Origin of the sequence: Stenotrophomonas tumulicola (genome assembly GCF_014117215.1) — a bacterium.
GTDB lineage: Bacteria > Pseudomonadota > Gammaproteobacteria > Xanthomonadales > Xanthomonadaceae > Stenotrophomonas > Stenotrophomonas tumulicola.
In genome coordinates this window covers 68,427-89,648 of record NZ_JACGXS010000004.1, presented here as the reverse complement: position 1 = coordinate 89,648, position 21,222 = coordinate 68,427, and the positions used below count along the sequence as shown (strand labels likewise).

Here is a 21,222-nt window from a genome sequence, read left to right as displayed (position 1 = left end):
GCCGGCAGGGTAGAGGGTGCGGCGCGCGTTACACAATCGCAGTGCGCGGCTGCCGTCCACCAGGGTGCGTGATGTCGAGCCGGGTGTCGTGAACCGGTGCGCCGCGCAGCAGGGCCTGGCCCCGCTGCGCCAGGAGCCGGGTCAGGCCTTCTTGCGTTCGGCAATGAACGCATGGATCTGCTGTTCCAGCACCGGCAACGGCACCGATCCCTGCTGCAGCACGGCGTCATGGAAAGCCTTGACGTCGAACTTGTCGCCGAGCTCCTGCTCGGCCTGCGCACGCAGGCGCACGATGGCGATCTCACCCAGCTTGTAGCTCAGCGCCTGCCCGGGCCAGGAGATGTAGCGGTCCACCTCGGTGGTCACTTCATGCTCGCTCAGCGCGGTGTGGTCGCGCAGGTAGGCGATCGCCCGGTCACGCGTCCAGCCCTTGCTGTGCACACCGGTATCGATCACCAGCCGCGCCGCACGCCACATCTCGTAGGTGAGGCGACCAAAATCTTCGTAAGGTGTTTCATAGATTCCCATCTCCACGCCCAGCTTCTCGCAATAGAGTCCCCAGCCCTCGCCGTAGGCGGAGATGTAGCTGTTGCGGCGGAACTCCGGCAGCTCGCCCTGCTCGGCCGCCAGTGCCCCCTGCAGCGCGTGGCCCGGATCGGACTCATGCAGCGTGAGCGCCGGCAGGTTGTACAGCGGGCGGGCCGGCAGGTTGTAGGTATTGACCCAATACGTGCCCATGCCACCGCGCCCGGCGGTCCAGAACGGGGCAATGTCCGGCGGTACCGGCACGATGGTGAAGCGCGCACGCGGCAACGTCATGTATTTGCCGATCACCGCATCGACGCGCTTGGATATCCAGGCCGCGCGGTGCAGCAGTTCGTCCGGGGTCTTGGCGTAGAACCGGGGATCGGTACGCAGGAATGTCAGGAACTCGTCGAAGCTGCCCTTGAACCCGACCTGCTGGATGATCGCGTCCATCTCCTTCTGGATGCGCGCCACTTCGCCCAGGCCGATGCGATGGATCTCGTCCGGGGACAGGTCCAGCGTGGTGTATTCGTGGATCTGCTGCTTGTAGAAGGCCTTGCCGCCGGGCATCGCCTCGGCGGCAAGGGTGGTGCGTGCCTGCGGCACGTATTCCTGCACGAAGAAGGTGCGCAACTGCTGGAAGGCCGGGATCACCTTGCCGGCGATGGCCTCGCGTGCCTGGGCCTGCAGTTGTTCCCGCTCAGCCGCCGGGATGCTGGCCGGCAGCTTCCTGAAAGGCGCATACAGCGGTGATTCGGTGGGATCCTTCAGCTCGGCGACGTTGGCGATGGACACCTCGCGTCCATCCAGCACGGCACGCGGCACGCTGAAACCGCGCTTGAGGCCGGCCCGCATGTTGTCGGTCTGCTGGTCGAAGTAGCGCGGCACATCATCCAGGCGCGCGATGTAGTTGCGATGGTCCTGCGCGGTCTTCATGTCGCGCCGGGCCATGAAGGACAGGTTGGACCAGAACGAGGAGTCCGAATTGAACGGCATCTCATAGGTACGCAGGCGCACATCCTGGGCCAGGTTGAACACCTGGTCGCGGTACACCGCGAAGTTGACCTGGTTGACCGGCGCCAGGGCCTTGGCATCGATGCGGTCCAGCTGTGCCAGCACATCGTCCCATACCTTCAAGCGGGCCTGCTGCGCGGCGGGACCGACGTCGGGCATGCGCGCGGCACTTTCCGGCGCATCGCCGTCTTCGCTCGCCTCGCCGCCGCCGGCCTGGCGCCAGGCCCACTCTTTCTCGTAGATCCCCCGGAAGGCGGCATCGGCAGCGCTCTCATTGGCGAGCCCGGCAGGAGCAGCGGCCGCTGCCGGAGGAGCGGCATGGGTGGCGAGAGGCGAGGCAAGGGCGAGCAGCAGGGCAACGGCAAGACGGGTTTTCACGAGTGGCAGGTTCCCGGGATGGCAGGCCACCGATGATGGCACCGTTGGCCAGCGGCGACATGGGTCGAACGTCACCGGACCCGGCCTTTCCCTGCACACCGATCCTTCGGTGGCGCCGGGCCGTGCCCGGCGAGCGCAGTGGCCTTCGCCAAGGCACGGAACCGCCCATGCCACGTGCGATCCGCCGGGCATGGCTCGGCGCTACGGCCTTTGCGTTGCCGCGGCGTCAATGCGTGGCTTTGTCGCGCTTCCAGCCCCGGTGCTTGACGTCCAGGTACAGGCTGTACAGCGCGGTGAACGCCGGAAACAGGTTCTGCAGCACGCCTACCGAATCCTGCTTGGCCGAGAACAGGAAGTAGCTCAGGGTCATCAGGCTGCCGACGACGCTCATGTACCAGAACAGGCGCGGTATGACCGGCTTGCCGGCACGCCGCGAGGCGATGAACTGCACCAGCCAGCGGCCGCCGAACATCACCGCACCGGTATAGCCGATCAGCTTCCAGCCGGTCACATGCAGTCCGGTCCAGTACAGCCAGGCCAGCGGTTGGTCGAGCCAATGCAGCTCCATCAGCACTCTTCCACGGCAGTGCGCTTGCTGCGCACGATCAGCCACGCCACCCCGCGCAGGTCACGGATACCGACCAGTGCACGGCCCAGGTTGTTGTACTTGGAAACACCGGCGGTACGCTGGCGGTGGTTGACCGGCACGCATGCGGTCTTCCATCCGGCGCGCTGCATCAAGGCGGGCAGGTAGCGATGCATGTGGTCGAAGTACGGCAGGTCCAGGAACGCGGCGCGTTCGAACAGCTTGATGCCGCAACCGGTGTCGGGCGTATCGTCGTGCAGGATCCGTGCCCGGATCGCATTGGCCCACCGGCTTGCCCAGCGCTTGCTGCCACTGTCCTGGCGGTGGGTCCGCCAGCCGGCGAACAGGCGCACCTGCGGGTCCGCGGCGGCACGCGCTGCCAGCAGCCTGGGAATGTCGGCCGGGTCGTTCTGGCCGTCGCCGTCGAGCGTTGCGATCCACTCGGCGCGTGCATGCTTGACGCCGGTGCGCACCGCCGTGCTCTGGCCACTCTGGCTGGCGTGGTGCAGCACGCGCAGCTCCGGGGTGGTGGCCTTCAGTTCCTGCAGTACCGACAGCGTGCCATCGCGGGAATGGTCGTCGACGTAGACGATCTCGAATGGAAGGTGGCCGCGCAGCGCGGTGGTGATCTCCGCCACCAGCGGGGCGACGTTGTCGCGTTCGTTGAACACCGGGACGACGACGGACAGTTCGGGATGGCTCATGGGGGACTCAGCCAGGAAAGGGCAGGACAACGAGCGCGCATTTTCCGTAGCCGAGGTTATCCGAAGATGAACCAGGCCGTCCCAGCGTCGGTGTTTTCAGGCTTGCTGGCCAAAATAGTCGCGGCACCACGCTACGACCGGCGGCATCCCCTGTTCGATGGGCATGACCGGTTCGTAGCCGAATGCGTCGCGTGCGCGACGGGTATCGGCCATGGTGCGGACCATGTCCCCCGGTTGCATCGGCTTGTAGACCTTCTGCGCGGGGCGGCCAGCAGCTTGTTCAATCACGGCGATGAACCGCTCCAGTTCCACCGGGGTATGGTTGCCCAGGTTGAACACGCGGTGCGGCACCGTCTCGTCGCTGGGATGCGCGAGGGCCCCAAGGATACCGGCGACGATGTCAGAAACATGTGTGAAGTCGCGCTGCATGCGGCCTTCGTTGAACACGTCGATGGGCCGTCCCGCCAGCACCGCGCGCGCGAACAGCAGCGGCGCCATGTCCGGCCGCCCCCAGGGGCCGTACACGGTGAAGAAGCGCAGGCCGGTCGCATGCAGGCCATACAGCTGCGCGTAGGCATGGGCCATCAGCTCGTTGGCGGCCTTGGTCGCGGCGTACAGCGAACGCGGCTGGTCCACGCGCTGGTCCTCGGAGAACGGCGGTACTGCCGAATCGCCATAGACCGAACTGCTGGAGGCATACAGCAGATGCGCCACGCCGCGGTGCCGGCACAGTTCGAGGATGTTGACGAAGCCGCTGAGGTTGCTGTCGACGTACGCCTGCGGGTTCTGCAGCGAATAGCGCACGCCGGCCTGGGCGGCCAGGTGGATCACCGCCGTCGGCTGGACCTCGTCGAACAATGCGGCCATGCCGCCACGATCGGTCAGGTCAAGGTGGCGCAGGTCCAGCTGCGGGCACAATGCCGCCACGCGGTCCCGCTTGATCTGCGGATCGTAGTAATCGTTGAAGTTGTCCAGGCCAACCACGGCGTGGCCGGCCTGCAACAGTGCCTGCGCCGTGTAGGCACCAATGAACCCCGCTGCACCGGTCAGCACGATCGTCATGCCGGGTCCTTCAGTCGCGGCGCGCGCGCAGCTTTTCCAGCACACCGTCCAGCGTATCCAGGTCGGTGTAATGGATGACCAGCTTGCCCTTGCCGCCACGACCGTGGCTGATCGCCACCTTGGTGCCGAGCGATTCGCTCAGTTCGGTTTCCAGCGAGGCGATGTCGGCCTGCGGCGCCGACCGGGGCGCGGCCTGCGGGCGGTTGCTCGGCACCTTCCCGGCGGCGAAGGCCTGCGCGCGGCGTTCAACTTCGCGCACCGACCAACCTTCATCGGCGGCTTCCTGGGCCAGCTTGCCAGCCAGTTCCGGTGCCAGCGTCAACAACGCACGGGCATGTCCCATCTCCAGCCGGCGCGATTCCAGCAGCACGCGGATCGCCACCGGCAGCTCCAGCAGGCGCAGCAGGTTGGACACCGCCGCGCGCGAGCGGCCGACCGCTTCGGCGGCTTCGGCATGGGTCAGGGTGAATTCACTGATCAGCCGTTGCAGGGCCTCGGCTTCTTCCAGCGGGTTGAGGTCTTCGCGCTGGATGTTCTCGATCAGCGCCATCGCGATGACGGTGCGATCGTCAAGCTCGCGCACCACCACCGGCACTTCGTCCAGCCCGGCCAGCTGCGAAGCGCGCCAGCGACGTTCACCGGCAACGATCTCGTAGCTGCCGCCCGGCAACTGGCGCGCCAGGATCGGCTGGATCACGCCTTGCGACTTGATCGAGTCGGCCAGCTCGGACAGCTTGGCCTGGTCCATCTCGCGCCGCGGCTGGTACTTGCCGGGCTGCAGCTGGCCCACCGCCAGCTTGCGCAATACTTCACCGGGCAGCGGTTCGATCACTGCAGTGGCCTGCACCTGCCTTACCGATGCCTTCGGTCCCAGCAGGGCGTCCAGGCCGCGGCCGAGGCCACGCTTCTTCCCTGCAGCGGGCTTGGTGGTCATCAGGCAGTCTCCACGGCCTTGGCGGCCTTGTTGCGTTCGTTGTTGCGTCGGATGATCTCGCTGGCCAGGCCCAGGTAGGCCACCCCACCGCGCGAACTGCGGTCGTAGCCGACGATGCTCTGCCCATGGCTGGGCGCTTCGGCCAGGCGTACGTTGCGCGGCACGATGGTACGGAACACCAGGTCGCCGAAGTGATCGGTCAACTCCCCGGACACCGCGTTGGCCAGGTTGTTGCGCACATCGAACATGGTGCGCAGCACGCCTTCGATCTCCAACACCGGATTGAGGTCGCCGCGCAGCGCTTCGATGGTTTCCACCAGCGCGCTCAGGCCCTCCAGTGCGTAGTACTCGCACTGCATCGGCACCAGCACCGAATCGGCCGCGGCCAATGCATTCAAGGTCAGCAGCGAAAGCGCCGGTGGACAATCGATGAGGATGTAGTCGTAGTCGTCGCGGACCGGCGCCAATGCGCGTTTCAGGCGCTGCTCACGCTCGCCCTGCCCCATCAGCTGGATCTCGGCGGCGGTCAGGTCGATGTTGCCGGGCAGCAGGTCGTAGCCTTCCGCGGACTTCACCCGGATATCGGCTGCGGTGCTTTCGCCCAGCAACAGGTCGCAGGTCGATGCCTCCAGCTCGCGCTTGTCCACGCCGCTGCCCATGGTCGCGTTGCCCTGCGAATCCAGGTCGACCAGCAGGACCCGCTTGGAAGCCTGGGTCAGGGCGGCAGCCAGGTTGACGGCAGTCGTGGTCTTGCCGACGCCGCCCTTCTGGTTGGCGATGGCGATGATGCGGGCCATGCGGATGAGCCTCGTCGACGGTTGCTGGGGCTGGTCATTATGCGTACAACCGGCCCCGGGCGGAAATCCCGCGTCGCCCCCCGCTTTATCGACAAGGGCAGGCGGGGCGGTTCAAGGACCCGTAACGGTCACCAGATGGCGCTCTCCGGCCAGTCCGGGCACCTGCAGCGGCACGACGTCGCGCACGCTCCAGCCGACCGGCAGCGCGGCGATCTCTTCGTGCGGGTATACGCCTTTCATCGCCAGCAGCACGCCACCGGGGCGCAGCAGGTGGCCACCGACGCGCACGATGCCTTCCAGCGTATCCATCGCGCGCGCGGTCAGCTGGTCGTACTGGCCCGGCTCAGCCAGCGCCTCGGCGCGCGATTCGGCCACCCGGGCGTTGGCCAGCCCCAGCTGGCGCACGGCTTCGCGCATGAAGCGCGCCTTCTTGCCATTGCTTTCCACCAGCGTGACGCGCAATCCCGGGCAGGCGATCGCCAGTGGGATGCCCGGCAGCCCGGGTCCGGTCCCCAGGTCGGCCAGGCTGCCATCGGCCACATGCGGCTGCATGGCCAGCGAATCCAGCAGATGGCGGGTGACCATCTCCTGCGGATCGCGGATCGCGGTGAGGTTGTAGGTCTGGTTCCAACGGTGCAGCAGCGCCAGGTAGCGCAGCAGCGGCGGTGCCAGCCCTGCGGCAAGACCCAGCCCTGCCAGGCCACGCTGCAGCGTGTCGTCGACGCCTGGCGGAAGGTTGTGTTCGCTCATGGAGGCATTATCGCCGGTTTCGCCCGGGCTGGATCGCCTCAACAGGCATGCCAGGCCAGCGCGGCACGGAACAGGTCGGTGGCCTGCCATTCGCGCAGTTGCCAGCGTGCGGCATCGCCCAGGGCCGCATCGCACCATTGCAGGTGCAGGGCGCCATCGGCCGCAGGGGCCAGCTGCAGGCGATGCAGCCCGAACGAGATGCCCTGTCCATGCGCCTTCAACAGCGCCTCCTTGGCGCACCACACACGGAAGAACCAGTGTTCGCGCTCCGGGCCGGACAGGTTCTCCAGCCATGCGATCTCGGCCGGGTGGAAAAAGCGCTGGATGATTTCCAGCATCCGCGGCCGCGGCCGCAGCAGCTCCAGGTCCACCCCCAGCCGCACGCCTTCACCCAGTGCCACCAACAGCACGTTGCCACTGTGGCTCCATCCGGTGCCCAGATGGGATAGCGGACCGGCGAACTCCGGGCGGCCACGGGGATCGCGCACCAGCGGCAACGCCTGCGGCTCCGCGCCCAGCGCTTCGGCCAGCACCTGCCGGGCCTGCGGCTCGCCGCGGTCGCCGGGCGCATGCACGCGCCGCCAGACCGTGACCGGGCCGAAATGCCAGGGGCCGTCGAGGGTGGCTGGCAGGCTCATGGCCCTGCCCGGCCGGAGCGACTGCACGGCGGTTTCACGGGTGAACGCGTCAACTGAAGGCCCTTGAGGAGAGGAGACGCAGCAATGGGCATCATCATCTGGTTGATCGTAGGCGGCATCGTAGGGTGGCTGGCCAGCATCATCATGAAGCGCGATGCCCAGCAGGGCATCATCCTCAACATCGTGGTCGGCATCGTCGGCGCGCTGCTTGCCGGGTTCCTGTTCGGCGGTGGCATCAACGATGCCATCACCCTGCGCACGTTCCTGTTCTCGCTGATCGGCGCGGTGATCCTGCTGGCAATCGTCAACCTGTTCACCCGCAAGAGCATACGCTGAGGCGTCCCTGTAGCGCCGAGCCATGCTCGGCGCTACCCGGGGCTCAGCGCAGCTGCACCCACGCCGGCGCGTGGTCGCTGGGGCGTTCCCAGGTACGCGGCTCGCGATCGATGCCCGAAGCCAGCGACACATCCTTCAGCGCGTCGGAAACCAGGGTCAGGTCGATGCGCAGGCCCAGGTTGCGCCGGAAACCGGCGGCGCGGTAATCCCACCAGCTGAACACCCCCGCCTCGTCATTGTGCAGGCGAAAGCCATCGTGCAGGCCCAGCTGCAGCAGCTTGCCCAACGCACCCCGTTCGGCGGTGGACGTCAGGATGTGGTTTTCATTCCAGACCAGCGGATCATGCACGTCGCGCTCGTCCGGGGCGATGTTGAAGTCACCCAGCACGATGAGCCTGGGGTACTTCTGCAGTTCCGATGCAATCCATGCATGCACCGCTTCCAGCCAGCGCAGCTTGTAGGCGTACTTGTCGGTGCCCACGTCCTGGCCATTGACCACGTACAGGTTGATCACCCGCAGGTCGCCGAAAGTAGCGGCGATGACGCGCTTCTGTTCATCCTCGAAGCCGGGAATACCGATCTGCACGTCCTGCGCCGGCTCGCGCGACAGCAACGCCACGCCGTTGTAGGTCTTCTGTCCGGCAAACACGCTGCGATAACCGGCACCGGCCAGGGCCGCGTCCGGGAACCGGTGGTCCTCCAGCTTGGTTTCCTGGATGCCGACGATGTCCGGACCGAAGTCCTTGAGCCATTGCTCCAGGTGCGGCAGGCGGACATTGAGCGAATTGACGTTCCACGAGGCGATGCGCATATTCGGCTTATCTGGCAGTTTTCATTGATATTTAAAGAATACTCTTCGGAGAGCATCCGCTCCTGGCGCCCAATGCGACCTCCGCCAGCGTCACTGGGCTGTGCGGGCACCCGCCCATGATAAGCCGTCAATACTGCATGGAGCCGCTTCCCGGATGTCCGCGCCGCCCCCCTTCTGTCACCAGCGATGTTTCCAATCATGACAACCCCTGCACCACGCCAGCCAACGACGACGTGGCGCCAGTTGTGGCGCAGCCTGTACACGTTGCATCCCGCTCCATGGCGGTGGCGCATGGGGCTGGTGGCGGCCTTGAGCACGGGCCTGCCACTTGCGGTGTTCACCTTGGCCGGCCACCAGGAGCTCGGATTGATCGCCCTGCTCGGCGGCTTCACCGTTCTGTATGGCGATCGGCTGCGCCTGGGCGAGCGCCTGAAGCTGCTGCCGCTGATTGGCCTGGGCTTCGTGTTGGCATCCATGCTGGGCGTGCTGGGTTCGGTCAATGGATGGCTGCTGGCCATCTGCCTCGTATTCGTCGCGACGCTGGCGTGCACCATCACTTTCAGCATACGGCTTGGGCCGCCCGGCCCGATGTTCTTCGTGTTGGTAGCGGGCCTCAGCGGCCACATGGCGGCATCATCCGCCAACCCCATCGAGCAGCTGATGATCCCGGCGATGGTGGCCGTGGGCGCAGCCGCCGCCGTGCTGGTGGCGGTCTCTCCCTTGCTCCTGCCCTGCGTGCGGCGCACGGAAGGGCCGGCCACGAGACTGGGCAGGCTGTATCCGCGGACGTCATTTGACCGCGAATCGACGCTCATCATGATCCGGGTAATCGCTGCGGTCACCCTTGCCGGCATGATCAGCCTGCCGCTCGGCGTGCATCGCTCCTACTGGGTGGCGCTGGTGGCCGGGGTCGTCCTGCAGGCCAGCCCTGTCATGCACGTAACCATCACCCGTTCCCTCCATCGGGTCCTCGGTACCCTGCTTGGCGTGGGCATCTTCTGGCTGATCCTGCAGGTCCAGCCCATCGGACTGTGGCTGGTGCTCACCATTGCCCTGCTGCAGTTCGCCATCGAAGTCGTGATCACCCGCAACTACGCTTTCGGCCTGCTCTTCATCACTCCCTTGGCATTGGTCATCGCGGCAACGGGACAGGAGGCAGAACCGCTCATCGTGGTCGGCGATCGAGTGATCGACACGCTGCTGGGCACGGCCATTGCCATGGGGTTGCTGCTGGTCGAACACTGGGTGCGCAGCCGCCCGGCCAGTCTCCCCTGAACCGCATCATTCGACGGGAACACAGCGCGCACTACCTGTCATCGCTATTTGATCTATCAATTTGTAACCAGGGATACCGAAGAGCAGACTGATGAATACATAGCCACATTGCCCCCACATCCAACTCCGCGGAGCAGAGCCATGAGTCAAGCCAAGGACAATCCATCGCCATCCGGATCAACCACCGGTTCCGGTGCACCTGCAGCCAGTGACCGCAACTCCCTCACCATCGGGGCCGACGGCCCGATCGTGCTGCACGATGTGCACTTCCTCGAGCAGATGGCGCACTTCAACCGCGAAAAAGTTCCCGAACGCCAGCCGCATGCCAAGGGCGCAGGCGCGTTCGGCGTGTTCGAGACCAGCGAGGACGTTTCCGCATATACCAAGGCGGCCCTGTTCCAGAAGGGCGCTCGCACTGACATGCTGGCGCGTTTCTCCACCGTTGCCGGCGAGTCGGGCAGCCCGGACACCTGGCGTGACGTACGCGGATTTTCATTGAAGTTCTACACCGACGAAGGCAATTACGACCTGGTCGGCAACAATACGCCGGTGTTCTTCGTGCGCGATCCGATGAAATTCCCGCACTTCATCCGCAGCCAGAAGCGTCTTCCCGATTCCGGCCTGCGCGACAACCACATGCAATGGGATTTCTGGACCAGCAATCCGGAGACGGCGCACCAGGTCACCTACCTGATGGGCGAGCGTGGCCTGCCGCGTACCTGGCGGCACATGAATGGCTATGGTTCACATACCTACATGTGGATCAACAGCGCTGGCGAGAAGTTCTGGGTCAAGTACCACTTCCACACCGAGCAGGGAATGGCGTTCTTCAGCAATGCCGAGGCAGCGGAGAAAGCCGGCAACGATGCTGATTTCCATCGCCGGGATCTGTTCGATGCGATCGCCCGCGGCGAGCATCCACGCTGGATCCTGTCGGTGCAGGTGATGCCCTATGCAGAGGCCAGGGATTACCACTTCAATCCGTTCGACCTGACCAAGACGTGGTCACACAAGGATTACCCGTTGATCCGGGTCGGCACCATGACGCTCGACCGCAATCCGGAGAATTTCTTCGCCCAGATCGAACAGGCCGCGTTCTCGCCGGGCAACACGGTGCCGGGGATCGGCCTGTCGCCGGACAAGATGCTGCTGGGCCGTGCGTTTGCCTACAACGATGCGCAACGCAATCGCATCGGCACCAACTTCCACCAGTTGCCGGTCAACCAGCCCAAGGTTCCCGTCAACAGCTACCTGTTCGATGGACAGATGGCCTACCACCATAGCGGCAACGCGCCGGTGTACGCGGCAAACAGCGGCGGCCGCCCGTGGGCCGACCAGACCGGACCGGTGGAGGATGGCTGGGAAGCCGACGGCGAACTGGTCCGCAGCGCCTATACCCTGCATGCACAGGATGATGACTTCACGCAGCCGGGTACCTTGGTCCGCGACGTCTTCAACGACGCCCAGCGCCAAGCGCTGGTCGACCAGGTTGCAGGCAGCCTGCTGGGCGGCGTGCGCAGCCCCGTGCTGGAACGTGCTTTCGACTACTGGAAGAGCATCGATCCTGGCGTGGGCCAACGCATCGAAGACCAGGTGCGTGCTGGCAGTGCACCACGACCGGCCGAGGGCATGGGCGAAGGTTGAGGGCCAGGCACCACGATGCATGGCAGGCGTCCACCCGCACCCGGTGCGGGTGGACCGGCGGTTGCGGGCGGGCCCATCAGTCCGTCCGCTCCACGCCCAGTTGGCTGTCCAGCCAGTCCAGCACGCGCTGCTGCACATCGCGCCCGTGCGCGGTCTCGAAGAACCAGTGCGGACCGCGCGGATAGGTGACCATCTCCACCGGCGTGCCGTTGAACTTCAATGCGCGATGGAACATGTCGCCCTGTGACAGCGGCACCCGCTTGTCCTGCTCGCCATGCAGGATCAGCACCGGCACCTTGACCCGGTCTGCGTAACGGATCGGCGAACGTGCATCGTAGGCGGCACGCTGGGTCACCGGGTCACCGAAGTAGCCGGGCAGATAGTCCGGCGTGTCGGTGGTGAGCGCCATCGCGCCGATGTCGATCACGCCGGCACCGACGATCGCGGTCCTGAAGCGATCGCTGTGCGTTACCGCCCATGCCGACATGTAGCCACCGTAGCTCCAGCCACCCATCGCCAACCGCTGCGGGTCGACCACCCCCTCTTTCTCCAGCATGTCCAGGCCATCGAGGATGTCCTGGAAATCGGCACCGCCCCAGTCGTTGCGGGCCACTTCGGCAAACGCGTGGCCACCGCCTTCGGAACCGCGCGGGTTTGGCAGGAACACCGCATAGCCATGCGTGGCCAGCAACTGTGCCCAGTCGTGCCAGGAACCCAACCACCCCGACCACCACGCCCATGCCGGGCCGCCATGGCCCTGCACCAGGGTCGGCAACGGCGTGCCGGGCGTCCAGCCGGGCGGCGTTACCAGCAGTCCGGTGATGTGCAGCCCATCGCGCGACGACGTCCACTCCAGCTCGCGCACCCGGCCATGCGCCCAGCCGGCTACTTCCGGATGGTGGTCGGTGCGGGCGGCTAGCTTGCCGCCGTCCAGCGTCCATACTTCGGCGGGCTGGTCGTCGCGGATGCCGAGGTAGGCGCTGCGGCCGCCGGGCGACGTGGTGAACGATGCGAACGGGACCTGCGGCCGCGCGACTTCCTTCCAGCCGCCGGTGGCGGCGTCCAGGCGCAGGAACGTGCCACGCACGCCACGCTGGCCAAGGCCGACCACGCTGCGGTCGTCCTGCCAGCGGGCCCTCCACAGCGTGCCATTCCAGTCCGCGCCCAGTACCACGCGATGGCCGCTGTCGATGGCATGCACGGTGATGTCGGCAACCATGCCATGTTCACCCAGATGTCCGTAGAGCAGCCGGGTGCCATCTGGCGACCACTGCAATGCGTGCGCCGAGGCGCGCGGCTCCAGCACCGGGCCGGGCGCGCCATTGTCGGCATCGAAGAGCATCACCCGTGATCGATACCAGTAGTCATTGAGCGTGGTGCCGTCGGAGACCCGCAGCGCCAGCGTGCGACCGTCGGGCGACCAGGCCAGGTCATGCACCTGCATGCCGGGCGGGGTCAGCACGCGGGTATCGCCACCGCGCAGGTCACGCAACCACACGCGCGAGAACTGCACCGTATGCTCGACCTGCACCGCATCGTCCCTCGCCTCCCGCGCCGCGGTGGTGGCCGCGTCGGTTCTGTCGGTCATCAGGTAGGCGATCCGCGTGCCGTCAGGCGACAGCTCGAAGGCACTGACATCCCCGCTGGCGCGCGTCAGCAACGTGGCGGCATGGCCATGCGCGTCCACGCGCCACACCTGCCCGGCGGCCAGGCCGGACGTTGCCTCCGTCGTGGGCAGCGGCCGGTTGGAGATGAAATCCAGGTAGCGGCCATCGGCAGACCAGCGCGGATGCTCATCGCTTGCCGCGTCCGGTGCCTGCAGTTCGTACGGGGTGCCTTTGCCGGTCGCGGGAACACGCCAGACCCGGCTGCGCGGCGGCTTGCCCTGTGCCTGCGGCGTACCGACGGTATAGGCGATCCACTGCCCCGCGCGATCGATCTGTGGATCACCGACCACCCGCAGTGCCATGATCTGCTCCGGTGTCGGCACCACCGGCACCCTCGACGCCGCTCCTGCGGCAGCGAACGCCGGCAGCGTGGTGGTCAGCAACAGGCAGGCGAGGATCCGGTGCAGCGTCGGCATCATGCGGGATGTCCTTGCAGGGTAGGCAACCGTAGATGATGGCGCATCCATTCGGCGCCACGGCGGATCGCGTCGCGCGCCTGGTCGGAAACCGCCATCGCCTCGATGAAGCTGTGCGGCGCACCGGGATACACCTGCGTGCGGGTGTGCACGCCGGCCTCGGCCAGCCGTTGCGCCATATCGGCGTTCTGCTCGGCGAGCACGTCGCGGTCGCCCCACAGCAGCAGGGCGGGTGGCAACGCATGCAACGCGGCCTGCAACGGGGCCGCCAACGGACCGGCCACGCTGTCGGCGTCCGGTCCAAGGTAGGCAGCCCAGAACTCGTCCATCTCCGCGCCGCTGAGCATGTCTTCGGGGGTGCCCAGCGCCTGCCGCGCGATGTCCGACAGTACCGGTGTCCAGGCGCCGTAGTTCAGCACCAGCGCGCGAATGCAGTCATGCCGGCCCGCCTCGCGCAGGCGCAACGTGGTGGCCACGGCAAGATTGGCACCAGCTGAATCGCCAGCCAGCACAAGCCGTCCGGCATCGATGCCGAGGCCTGCGGCCTGCGCACGCAGCCAGTCCAGCGCGATCACCGCCTGGTCCAGCGCGGCAGGGTACGGATGCTCGGGGGCCAGGCTGTAATCGATCGCCACCACCGGCAGGCAGGCGGCATCGGCGTACTCGCGCAGCAGCCGATCATGCGTATCCAGCCCGAACATGCACCAGCCGCCGCCATGCAGGTACACCAGTGCAGGCGATGGCGTGCTGGCGACCGTCTGCGGATGCAGCACGCGCAGACCGAACTCACCGTGCGGCGAGGGAATGCGGACATCCTTGACCTCCCGCATGCGCGGCCCGCCGTCACGCCACGGCCCCCGCGCCTGCGCGGCGATGATCCTGCGCTCGGGCCAGCCCAGCTCGCGCCCGCCACGCAGTCGCGCACCTTCGCGGCAGACGTCTTCGATGAATCGACGGATCTGCGGGTCCAGCGCCTCCAGGCTGCGGCTCATGGGCGGTCCCCTGCATCACCGGCGAAATCGCGCATCCACTCCACCAACGCCTGCTCGCCCCCGGCCTGCAGGCCGGCCAGCAGCTGTGCCAGATCATGCGGTGCTTCGTCCTGGCCGAGCTTGAAGGTGGCGCGGACTTCGCGGACGACGCCACGCAGCGAGCTGACGCCAGCAGCCAGGCGTGCATAGCGCTCGCCCATCTCGGCCAGCGCCCAGGCACGCGGGCGCCCGCCTTCCATCTGGGTGACCAGGGCATCCAGCTCGGCGCGGATATCGTCCTCCTCCTCGCTCACCACCATGTCCAGGTCGAACATGGCACCGGCGTAGTTCCAGCTGGGTGCCTGGGTGCGGTCGTCGAGCCAGCTCGGCGACACATAGGCATGCGGCCCCATCACCAGCGCCTGCGCGCGACCATCACGGCGCAGGCGCGCCACGTGCGGATTGCGCCGCGCCAGATGGCCGCGCAATGCCACGAGCCGGCCCTGCGCATCGCATTCGGCGCGTAGCGGCAGCGGCGTGAAAGCGGCATCCTCGCCGCCGGCGGAGACCAGCCAGGCGAAAGGTTGGGTAGCGAGCAGGCGCAGCACGTCGTGCTGGCTGCGCGCGGCGTAACGGCTGTCACGGACATGCCCCATCAGTGTGCTTCCTCCAATGCAGTGGCCACGGAAACCGCAGGCCAGCGGTCGCGCCATGGCGCGGCGCGTTCAAGTTCGGCGGCCAGTTGCAGCAACAGCGGCTCCTGTCCGCGATCGGCGGCAAACTGCACGCCGATCGGTAAGCTGCCCGCCTGCCCCAGCGGCAACGAGATTGCCGGCGTGCCGGCGAGATTCTGCAACGGGGTGTAGCTGATCCAGTGGAACATCGCCGGCATGAGTTCGTCGAAATCGCGGTCCGGTGCCAGTTCGCCCAGCAGCGGTGGTGGCGTGCGCAGCGTCGGTGTCAGCAGCACATCGAAGCGCTGGTGGAAGGCTTCGAACGCCACCGGCAGCGCCGCCAGCGTGGCATAGGCCTGCTCCAGCTCAGCCACGCCACAGCGTGCGCGATGGTACTGCGCCAGCCCGTGCGTCCACGGTTCCAGTGCCTGCGCGGCGAAGCCATCGCCGCCCTGCGCCGCGGCCAGCTCCACCGCGTCCAGGCCGAGACGCGACCACAGCGTGTACAGCGCCTGCCAGACCCCGCCACCCGGCAGCGGCAGGGATGTCGCCTCGACGTGGTGGCCAAGCGAGGCACACACGCGGCTGGCGTCGTCGAGCACCGCGGCAACCGCGGGATCCGGTGCCAGGCCGGGCAGTGAACCGCCCACCACGCCGATGCGCAGGCGCCCTGGCGACCGACGCAATGCATCGAGGTCCAGCCTTGCGCCCGGATGCGCGACGGCGAATGCCCATGCGGTATCGCGTACGCTGCGCGACATCAGGCTGTCGGCCACGATCAGGTCTTCGATCGCATGCCGCCCGCGCACCGCCACGGTCGCGCCTCGCCCGGGCTTGAGTCCGACCACGCCGCAGGCCGAGGCGGGAATCCGGATCGAGCCTGCGCCGTCGCTGCCATGGGCCAACGGCACGATGCCAGCGGCAAGTGCGGCACCGGCACCGCCACTGGAGCCACCCGGCGAATGCGCCGCGTTCCAGGGATTGTGCGTGACCGGCCCGAGCAGCGGCTCGGTCGATCCCATCAAGCCGAACTCCGGCATCGCGCTCTTGCCGATCGCCACCAGTCCGGCGGCATCGAAGCGCCGGACGAAGGGCGAGGCATCGGTTGCCGGCACGCCGCTGCGCGAGCGCGATCCGCCCCGCGTGGGCATGCCGGGATAACGCAGCGAATCCTTCGGCAGCCACGGCACGCCCGCCATCGGGGCGTTGCGGTCCACGCGCGCGGCACGTTCCAGCGCGCCGTCGAAGTCGGCATGGCTGAGCGCACCCAGCGCAGGGTCGAGATGGGCGGCGCGCACGATGGCCGCTGCAGCAAGCTCGCGCGGCGAGAGCTCGCCACGGCGCACCAGCGCGTGCTGGTCATGCGCGTCCAGGTGGCCCAGCTGCAACGCCTGGGCCAGGGGGAAGGCATCGAGGGTCATGCGTCGGGATCCTGCTGTTGCCGGCGCACGCGCCGTTGGCCATAACCGAGATAAAGGAAGGTACCCACCAGCACGTAGGCCAGCAGGATGGTGGCCGGCAACGTGTCGCCCCGGCGCACCTGCGCGAACATGTCGCCCAGCACCGGCGCCATCATCGCCAGGCACATCACGATGCCCAGCATCGGCACCACGCCGATCCACGTGCGGCCGATCCACACCCCGCCCAACGGTACGCGGAAGCCACCGCGCAGTTCCGGCCGGGTCGAACGCAGCCACATCACCGCGATGCACACCACGATGAAGGCCGAGGCGATGCCCAGGCAGATCAGGTCGCCCAGGATGCTGATCGGCAGCAGCGCGGCCAGCAACGCACTTGCGCTGCCGAACACCGCGCTGGCCAGCCACGGCGTACCCAGTTTTGGATGCACGCGGCTGAAAAAGGCCGGCAGCAGGCCATCGCGCGCGATGCTCAGGCTGATCCGCGAGGCACCATACGCATTGGCCAGCAGCACCGAGCCGAGCCCGGTCAGCGCACCGATCTTGATCAGCGCCGCGAAACCCGGCCAGCCGATGCGGTCCACCGCCAACGCCACCGGATCGGGCACGCCGAGTTCACGGAACGGCACCAGGCCGGTCAGCACCGCGCCGGCAGCGATATAGAGCACGGTGCAGACCACCAGCGAACCCAGGATGCCCACCGGCACGTCGCGGCGGGGCTGGCGCGCCTCGGCGGCGGCCATTGATACCGTCTCGAAGCCGAGATAGGCGAAGAACAGCATCGCCGCCGCGCGCAGCACGCCGGGCCAGCCGTAGGCGAACCCACCTTCGTTGGCCGGCAGGAAGGGCTGCCAGTTCGAAGCGTCGATGAACTGCGACCCGACCGCGATGAAGGCCAGCAGCACCGCGATCTTGATCAGCACCAGCACCAGGTTGGCCAGCGCCGAGCGGCCCACGCCGGCGATCTGTACCGCCGCAGCGGCCAGCACCGCCAGCGCGGCGACGACATTGACGCCGCCACTGAAGGCCAGCTCGGTATGCCCGCCCTGCTGGCTCGCCGTAATGCTGGATATCGCCAACCCCATCGGCACATCCACGTGCAGGTCGCCGAGCAGGCTGGTCAGGTAACCGGAAAATCCGGCCGCCACCGCCGCTGCGGCCAGCAGGTACTCCAGGATCACCATCCACGCCAGCGCCCATGCGGCGCCCTCGCCCAGCGTCACCTGGCAGTACGAGTACGCCGAGCCGGAAACCGGAATCACCGACGACAACTCGGCATAGCACAGGCCAGTGAAGCCGCAGGCCAGCGCGGCCAGCACGAATGCCAGCAGCACCGCCGGCCCGGCGAAACTGGCAGCGGCGGTGCCGGTGACCACGTAGATGCCGGCGCCCAGGATGTTGGCTACCCCCAGCACCAGCAGGCTGCCGGCACCAAGGCGCCGCTGCAGGCCGGCGCGCTCGCCATCGGCCACGACCGCCTCCAGCGACTTGCGGCGGGTAGCGAGTTGCCAACGTCCGATGGCGCGCACTTTCACCACGACCCTGTCGTCCATCGGATCAGTAGCGCCAATGCACGGTCACGCCGTAGGTGCGCGGCCGCACCAACCCTTCACCGGTACCGTTGGTTTCGGTCACGCTGCGGGTGATGCCACGTTTGTCGGTGAGGTTGCTGCCGAACAGGGTGACATCGGTGGTGCCGAAGGTCATCCGGTAGCGCAGGTCGAACAGGTTGTAGTTGCCCTGGCGGTTCGGCTGGATGCCCGGCACGGCGGAGTTGAGGTCACTGATGCCGCCGCCCACGTACTGATGCGAGAGTGACAGCGTCGGCTGGAAGCGGGCATCGAAGCGATAGGTCAACAGATTGCTCACGGTCCAGTCTGCCGATCCCGGCAATTGCGAGCCTGCCGGCGCAATGCCGTAGTAGAGGATGAACAGGTCTTCGTCCAGGCGCGCGTGCTGCCAGGTCGCGGCGGCTTGCCATTCAAAGGAATCCACCGGGCGCCAGGTCGCGGCGAATTCGATGCCACGGCTGTAGGCCTTGCCACCGTTGCTGGCGTAATTGAACAGGTCCGGCGTCTGCAGCCGCAGCTGGATGTCCTTCCAGTCCACGTAGAACAGCGTGGCATCCAGCAGCAGGCGACCATCGGCCCAGCGCGTACGCGTACCAATTTCGTAGTTGACCAGGCTGTCGCTCTTCGAGCCCGAAGGGACCGGATAGGCGCTGAGCCCGGCGGTATTCGGCTCGCCGAAGCGGAAGCCTTCGGAGACCAGGCCGTAGACCATCACGTCCTCATTGGGCTGCCAGCTCAGCGAAACCTTCGGGTTGAAGCCATCCTCTTCGGTCTGCTGCGTGGAAACGATGGGATCGCCTGGATATGTCGAGAAGCCGACCTGGGTCGTGGTGGTGCGTACCTTGTTGCGGAACAGGCGACCACCGATCGTGGCTTTCCATTGCGCGTTGAAGTGGAAGCTGGCTTCACCGAACAGGGCCGCCTCGGAACCGTCGAGGTGGGTGAAGAAGCCGTTGAAGACCTGCCCATCCGGCGCGATCAACGCACCGCTGCCCGGGCCATACAACGCTGAGCGGTCGAAGGCCGCCGCAGCCCCCTCGGCACCGAGCTGCTCGTACACGTCCTTGTCGGAATCGAAGTACATGCCACCGACCAGCCAGTCGACGCGGCCACCCGGCTTGGATGCCATGCGCAGCTCAATGCTCTTGCCACGGCTCTCGCCACCGGAGTCGATGTACAGCGGCGAGGCCAGGTCAAGGCCGAGGTCGGCGTTGTAGGCACCGCGGACGGGGGTGTAGTCGAAGCGCCAGTCCTGCTCCTTCTTCTGGTATGCCAGCAGCGCAGTGAGGTCGGCGAAGCCCAGGTCCTGGTCCAGCCGCAGGCTGTGCACGGCAACCTTGGTGGTGGTGAACTCCGGCAGTGCGGTGTTGCGCTCCAGCTCGCCGAGGCCCGCTATCCTGTAGCTGTTGTCGTCGTTGTCGATGTCCTGCAGCAGGCTCAACCAGGTCAGCGTGGTGCCTTCGTCGGGGGTGAGCACGATCGACAGGCGACCGCCGTCCAGCGTGCTGTCGTTGGATCCTTTCCTGCCGGTTCCGATGTTGTCCAGGAAGCCGGGATCATCGCGATACTGCGCCACCGCGCGCACGGCCAGCAGGTCTTCCCTGATCGGCAGGTTCACCATCGCCTTGGCAGCGAAGCCGACGTCTGCATTCCTGGTCTGGCTCACCGTGGCCTCGGCTGCCGCGTCGAAACCGCTGGCGTCGGCCACGTTGGCGATGTAATTGACCGCACCGCCCATCGAAGCCGAGCCGAACAATGTGCCCTGCGGGCCACGCAACACCTCGACCCGATTGAGATCGAATGCATCGATGTCTGGAATGGCAATGGTCCAACCCGGCTCGGTCAGCGGTATTTCGTTGAGGAAATAGCCGGTGGTCGGCTGGCCCTGCACGTTGCCCGAACTGGTGGCGATGCCACGCATGACCACGTTCGAGACGCCAGGCTGGTAATTGTTGAACACCACGCCCGGCGTACGCTGGATGTAATCCGCCAGCGACTGCGCCCCGATGTCCTGCAACTGCTGGTCGGTGACCGCAGACACCGAGCCGGCGATCTCACGGACGGATTCCTTCAGCTTGCCCGCGGTGACGACGATGGTGTCCAGGGTCCTGGCGGGGTCCCCGTCGGGCGAGGGGGCCGCATCCTGCGCCCAGGCAGGCGCGGTGGCGAACAGGCCAAGGCAACAACAACCGGAGCGGATGGCGCGGGTCAGCTTGCGGACATGGAGCTGCGAAGACATGGGCACGGACCCCTGGTGGCGATGGGCGGAGCCGCCGGCAAATCCCCTGCACGGCGGCAAACATGGCTGGGATGGAGTGAAAGTGAAAACAGCCACCGCTGTCCAGCAGAATCAACGGAGCCGACACTGGCGCCAAGTTGTTGATCGAATTATGGTTATCCTGCTTCAGCCCGAATATGTGGCCGGTATTCCAGATGAATTACGCAGAATCTGCGGGATCGGCCATCAAATAGCGAACAACCTGCGGCGCCGTGCCGCCCCCGGAGTTGCATGATTGCCAAGGCCCTCGACCGCATCGACCTGAAGATCCTCGACGTACTGCAGCAGGACGCACGCATCACCAACCAGGCGCTCGCCGAACGTGTCTCGCTTTCGCCCAGCGCCTGCCTGGCCCGGGTGCGTGCGCTGGAGGCAAGGGAGCTGATCCGCGGCTATCGCGCGCACGTGGCGGTGGACCGTATCCGCTCGGCGACCGTCGTCCTGGCGCTGGTTGCCTTCAAGCAGCACGCGCTGGAAGAGTTCACCGAGTTCGACCGCCGCATCCTCGGCATGCCCGAGGTGGTCGAGGCCAGCCGCATTTCCGGTGCCTACGACTACCTGCTGCGGGTAATCGTCAACGATGTGCACCATTGGAAGGACATCGCCCGCCTGCTGCTCGGTGGCGACTACGGCGTGGAGAAGATCGTGTCGCAGTTCCTGATGGACGAGGTCAAACCCTTCAGCGGCTATCCGCTGGTGGAGGCATCGTCATCGAAGCGGGCCACGGCAGGCCACCAGTAGCGCCGGGCCATGCCCGGCGGGCACCGACATCC

Annotated in this window: 20 protein-coding genes; 5 read left to right on the top strand and 15 right to left on the bottom strand. The window is 66.8% G+C overall.

From position 1 onward, the window contains the following. Positions 1-141: 141 nt before the first annotated feature. The 8 genes from H4O11_RS09895 to H4O11_RS09860 all read right to left on the bottom strand — a co-directional run bounded on the left by H4O11_RS09895 (position 142) and on the right by H4O11_RS09860 (position 7,388). Positions 142-1,917 carry a DUF885 family protein gene (locus tag H4O11_RS09895; RefSeq protein ID WP_182339256.1) on the bottom strand — a complete coding sequence of 592 codons (1,776 nt, stop codon included), beginning with the start codon at positions 1,915-1,917 and terminating at the stop codon, positions 142-144. Between the two features lie 226 nt (positions 1,918-2,143). Then, a complete protein-coding gene (locus H4O11_RS09890; protein ID WP_182339255.1) occupies positions 2,144-2,485 on the bottom strand; it encodes a lipid-A-disaccharide synthase N-terminal domain-containing protein in 342 nt (113 codons plus the stop codon). After that, complete coding sequence (locus tag H4O11_RS09885) at positions 2,485-3,207, bottom strand: glycosyltransferase family 2 protein (RefSeq protein WP_182339254.1); 723 nt, start codon at positions 3,205-3,207, stop codon at positions 2,485-2,487. The genes H4O11_RS09890 and H4O11_RS09885 overlap by 1 nt, the downstream gene beginning before the upstream one ends. A gap of 96 nt (positions 3,208-3,303) precedes the next feature. Continuing rightward, positions 3,304-4,269 (bottom strand): NAD-dependent epimerase/dehydratase family protein, encoded by a 966-nt coding sequence (locus tag H4O11_RS09880; protein ID WP_182339253.1) that lies wholly within the window; start codon positions 4,267-4,269, stop codon positions 3,304-3,306. A gap of 10 nt (positions 4,270-4,279) precedes the next feature. Next, positions 4,280-5,203 carry a ParB/RepB/Spo0J family partition protein gene (locus H4O11_RS09875; protein ID WP_182339252.1) on the bottom strand — a complete coding sequence of 308 codons (924 nt, stop codon included), beginning with the start codon at positions 5,201-5,203 and terminating at the stop codon, positions 4,280-4,282. Continuing rightward, positions 5,203-6,000 (bottom strand): ParA family protein, encoded by a 798-nt coding sequence (locus H4O11_RS09870; protein ID WP_182339251.1) that lies wholly within the window; start codon positions 5,998-6,000, stop codon positions 5,203-5,205. Before H4O11_RS09870 ends, H4O11_RS09875 begins: the two co-directional genes overlap by 1 nt. A gap of 111 nt (positions 6,001-6,111) precedes the next feature. After that, the gene (gene rsmG, locus H4O11_RS09865) at positions 6,112-6,750 is read right to left on the bottom strand and encodes a 16S rRNA (guanine(527)-N(7))-methyltransferase RsmG (RefSeq protein ID WP_182339250.1); all 639 of its coding nucleotides are present in this window, start codon (positions 6,748-6,750) and stop codon (positions 6,112-6,114) included. 38 nt (positions 6,751-6,788) lie between these two features. Further along, positions 6,789-7,388, bottom strand: a complete 600-nt coding sequence (locus H4O11_RS09860; protein WP_182339249.1) for a 4'-phosphopantetheinyl transferase family protein — start codon at positions 7,386-7,388, stop codon at positions 6,789-6,791. 84 nt (positions 7,389-7,472) lie between these two features. On the opposite strand from H4O11_RS09860, the gene H4O11_RS09855 reads away from it, so the two are divergent. Next, the gene (locus tag H4O11_RS09855; RefSeq protein WP_182339248.1) at positions 7,473-7,724 is read left to right on the top strand and encodes a GlsB/YeaQ/YmgE family stress response membrane protein; all 252 of its coding nucleotides are present in this window, start codon (positions 7,473-7,475) and stop codon (positions 7,722-7,724) included. Positions 7,725-7,767: 43 nt separating this feature from the next. Here H4O11_RS09855 and xth read toward each other — a convergent pair whose 3' ends face one another. After that, on the bottom strand, positions 7,768-8,535 hold the full coding sequence (xth, locus tag H4O11_RS09850) for an exodeoxyribonuclease III (protein WP_182339247.1): 768 nt from the start codon (positions 8,533-8,535) through the stop codon (positions 7,768-7,770). Between the two features lie 198 nt (positions 8,536-8,733). On the opposite strand from xth, the gene H4O11_RS09845 reads away from it, so the two are divergent. Continuing rightward, complete coding sequence (locus tag H4O11_RS09845) at positions 8,734-9,810, top strand: FUSC family protein (protein ID WP_182339246.1); 1,077 nt, start codon at positions 8,734-8,736, stop codon at positions 9,808-9,810. Between the two features lie 141 nt (positions 9,811-9,951). Next, positions 9,952-11,454: a catalase gene (locus tag H4O11_RS09840; RefSeq protein ID WP_182339245.1), complete on the top strand. Its 1,503-nt coding sequence runs from the start codon at positions 9,952-9,954 to the stop codon at positions 11,452-11,454. Between the two features lie 76 nt (positions 11,455-11,530). On the opposite strand, the gene H4O11_RS09835 is transcribed toward H4O11_RS09840, so the two are convergent. The 6 genes from H4O11_RS09835 to H4O11_RS09810 are packed head-to-tail and all read right to left on the bottom strand — an operon-like array spanning position 11,531 to position 20,410. Then, entirely contained in the window at positions 11,531-13,540 is a 2,010-nt protein-coding gene (locus tag H4O11_RS09835; protein WP_246333409.1) for an alpha/beta hydrolase family protein, read from the bottom strand. Continuing rightward, a complete protein-coding gene (locus H4O11_RS09830; protein WP_182339244.1) occupies positions 13,537-14,529 on the bottom strand; it encodes an alpha/beta hydrolase in 993 nt (330 codons plus the stop codon). The genes H4O11_RS09835 and H4O11_RS09830 overlap by 4 nt, the downstream gene beginning before the upstream one ends. Next, positions 14,526-15,164: an FMN-binding negative transcriptional regulator gene (locus H4O11_RS09825; RefSeq protein ID WP_182339243.1), complete on the bottom strand. Its 639-nt coding sequence runs from the start codon at positions 15,162-15,164 to the stop codon at positions 14,526-14,528. Before H4O11_RS09825 ends, H4O11_RS09830 begins: the two co-directional genes overlap by 4 nt. Continuing rightward, positions 15,164-16,603 carry an amidase family protein gene (locus tag H4O11_RS09820; protein ID WP_182339242.1) on the bottom strand — a complete coding sequence of 480 codons (1,440 nt, stop codon included), beginning with the start codon at positions 16,601-16,603 and terminating at the stop codon, positions 15,164-15,166. Before H4O11_RS09820 ends, H4O11_RS09825 begins: the two co-directional genes overlap by 1 nt. After that, a complete protein-coding gene (locus tag H4O11_RS09815) occupies positions 16,600-18,153 on the bottom strand; it encodes an amino acid permease (RefSeq protein ID WP_182339241.1) in 1,554 nt (517 codons plus the stop codon). Before H4O11_RS09815 ends, H4O11_RS09820 begins: the two co-directional genes overlap by 4 nt. A 4-nt stretch (positions 18,154-18,157) precedes the next feature. Further along, positions 18,158-20,410, bottom strand: coding sequence for a TonB-dependent receptor (locus H4O11_RS09810; RefSeq protein WP_182339240.1), 2,253 nt, complete (start codon positions 20,408-20,410; stop codon positions 18,158-18,160). Here H4O11_RS09810 and H4O11_RS09805 point away from each other — a divergent pair. Then, positions 20,409-20,684 carry a hypothetical protein gene (locus H4O11_RS09805; RefSeq protein ID WP_182339239.1) on the top strand — a complete coding sequence of 92 codons (276 nt, stop codon included), beginning with the start codon at positions 20,409-20,411 and terminating at the stop codon, positions 20,682-20,684. The genes H4O11_RS09810 and H4O11_RS09805 overlap by 2 nt on opposite strands. Beyond that, positions 20,681-21,190, top strand: coding sequence for an Lrp/AsnC family transcriptional regulator (locus H4O11_RS09800; RefSeq protein WP_182339238.1), 510 nt, complete (start codon positions 20,681-20,683; stop codon positions 21,188-21,190). Before H4O11_RS09805 ends, H4O11_RS09800 begins: the two co-directional genes overlap by 4 nt. Positions 21,191-21,222: the final 32 nt, after the last annotated feature.

What these genes read in the sequence shown, in the direction of transcription:
- H4O11_RS09890 (WP_182339255.1), bottom strand. Translation starts at nt 2,485, where the DNA reads ATGGAGCTGCATTGGCTCGACCAACCGCTGGCCTGGCTGTACTGGACC.
- H4O11_RS09885 (WP_182339254.1), bottom strand. Translation starts at nt 3,207, where the DNA reads ATGAGCCATCCCGAACTGTCCGTCGTCGTCCCGGTGTTCAACGAACGC.
- H4O11_RS09880 (WP_182339253.1), bottom strand. Translation starts at nt 4,269, where the DNA reads ATGACGATCGTGCTGACCGGTGCAGCGGGGTTCATTGGTGCCTACACG.
- H4O11_RS09875 (WP_182339252.1), bottom strand. Translation starts at nt 5,203, where the DNA reads ATGACCACCAAGCCCGCTGCAGGGAAGAAGCGTGGCCTCGGCCGCGGC.
- H4O11_RS09870 (WP_182339251.1), bottom strand. Translation starts at nt 6,000, where the DNA reads ATGGCCCGCATCATCGCCATCGCCAACCAGAAGGGCGGCGTCGGCAAG.
- rsmG (WP_182339250.1), bottom strand. Translation starts at nt 6,750, where the DNA reads ATGAGCGAACACAACCTTCCGCCAGGCGTCGACGACACGCTGCAGCGT.
- H4O11_RS09860 (WP_182339249.1), bottom strand. Translation starts at nt 7,388, where the DNA reads ATGAGCCTGCCAGCCACCCTCGACGGCCCCTGGCATTTCGGCCCGGTC.
- H4O11_RS09855 (WP_182339248.1), top strand. Translation starts at nt 7,473, where the DNA reads ATGGGCATCATCATCTGGTTGATCGTAGGCGGCATCGTAGGGTGGCTG.
- xth (WP_182339247.1), bottom strand. Translation starts at nt 8,535, where the DNA reads ATGCGCATCGCCTCGTGGAACGTCAATTCGCTCAATGTCCGCCTGCCG.
- H4O11_RS09845 (WP_182339246.1), top strand. Translation starts at nt 8,734, where the DNA reads ATGACAACCCCTGCACCACGCCAGCCAACGACGACGTGGCGCCAGTTG.
- H4O11_RS09840 (WP_182339245.1), top strand. Translation starts at nt 9,952, where the DNA reads ATGAGTCAAGCCAAGGACAATCCATCGCCATCCGGATCAACCACCGGT.
- H4O11_RS09835 (WP_246333409.1), bottom strand. Translation starts at nt 13,540, where the DNA reads ATGATGCCGACGCTGCACCGGATCCTCGCCTGCCTGTTGCTGACCACC.
- H4O11_RS09830 (WP_182339244.1), bottom strand. Translation starts at nt 14,529, where the DNA reads ATGAGCCGCAGCCTGGAGGCGCTGGACCCGCAGATCCGTCGATTCATC.
- H4O11_RS09825 (WP_182339243.1), bottom strand. Translation starts at nt 15,164, where the DNA reads ATGGGGCATGTCCGTGACAGCCGTTACGCCGCGCGCAGCCAGCACGAC.
- H4O11_RS09820 (WP_182339242.1), bottom strand. Translation starts at nt 16,603, where the DNA reads ATGACCCTCGATGCCTTCCCCCTGGCCCAGGCGTTGCAGCTGGGCCAC.
- H4O11_RS09815 (WP_182339241.1), bottom strand. Translation starts at nt 18,153, where the DNA reads ATGGACGACAGGGTCGTGGTGAAAGTGCGCGCCATCGGACGTTGGCAA.
- H4O11_RS09805 (WP_182339239.1), top strand. Translation starts at nt 20,409, where the DNA reads ATGGGCACGGACCCCTGGTGGCGATGGGCGGAGCCGCCGGCAAATCCC.
- H4O11_RS09810 (WP_182339240.1), bottom strand. Translation starts at nt 20,410, where the DNA reads ATGTCTTCGCAGCTCCATGTCCGCAAGCTGACCCGCGCCATCCGCTCC.
- H4O11_RS09800 (WP_182339238.1), top strand. Translation starts at nt 20,681, where the DNA reads ATGATTGCCAAGGCCCTCGACCGCATCGACCTGAAGATCCTCGACGTA.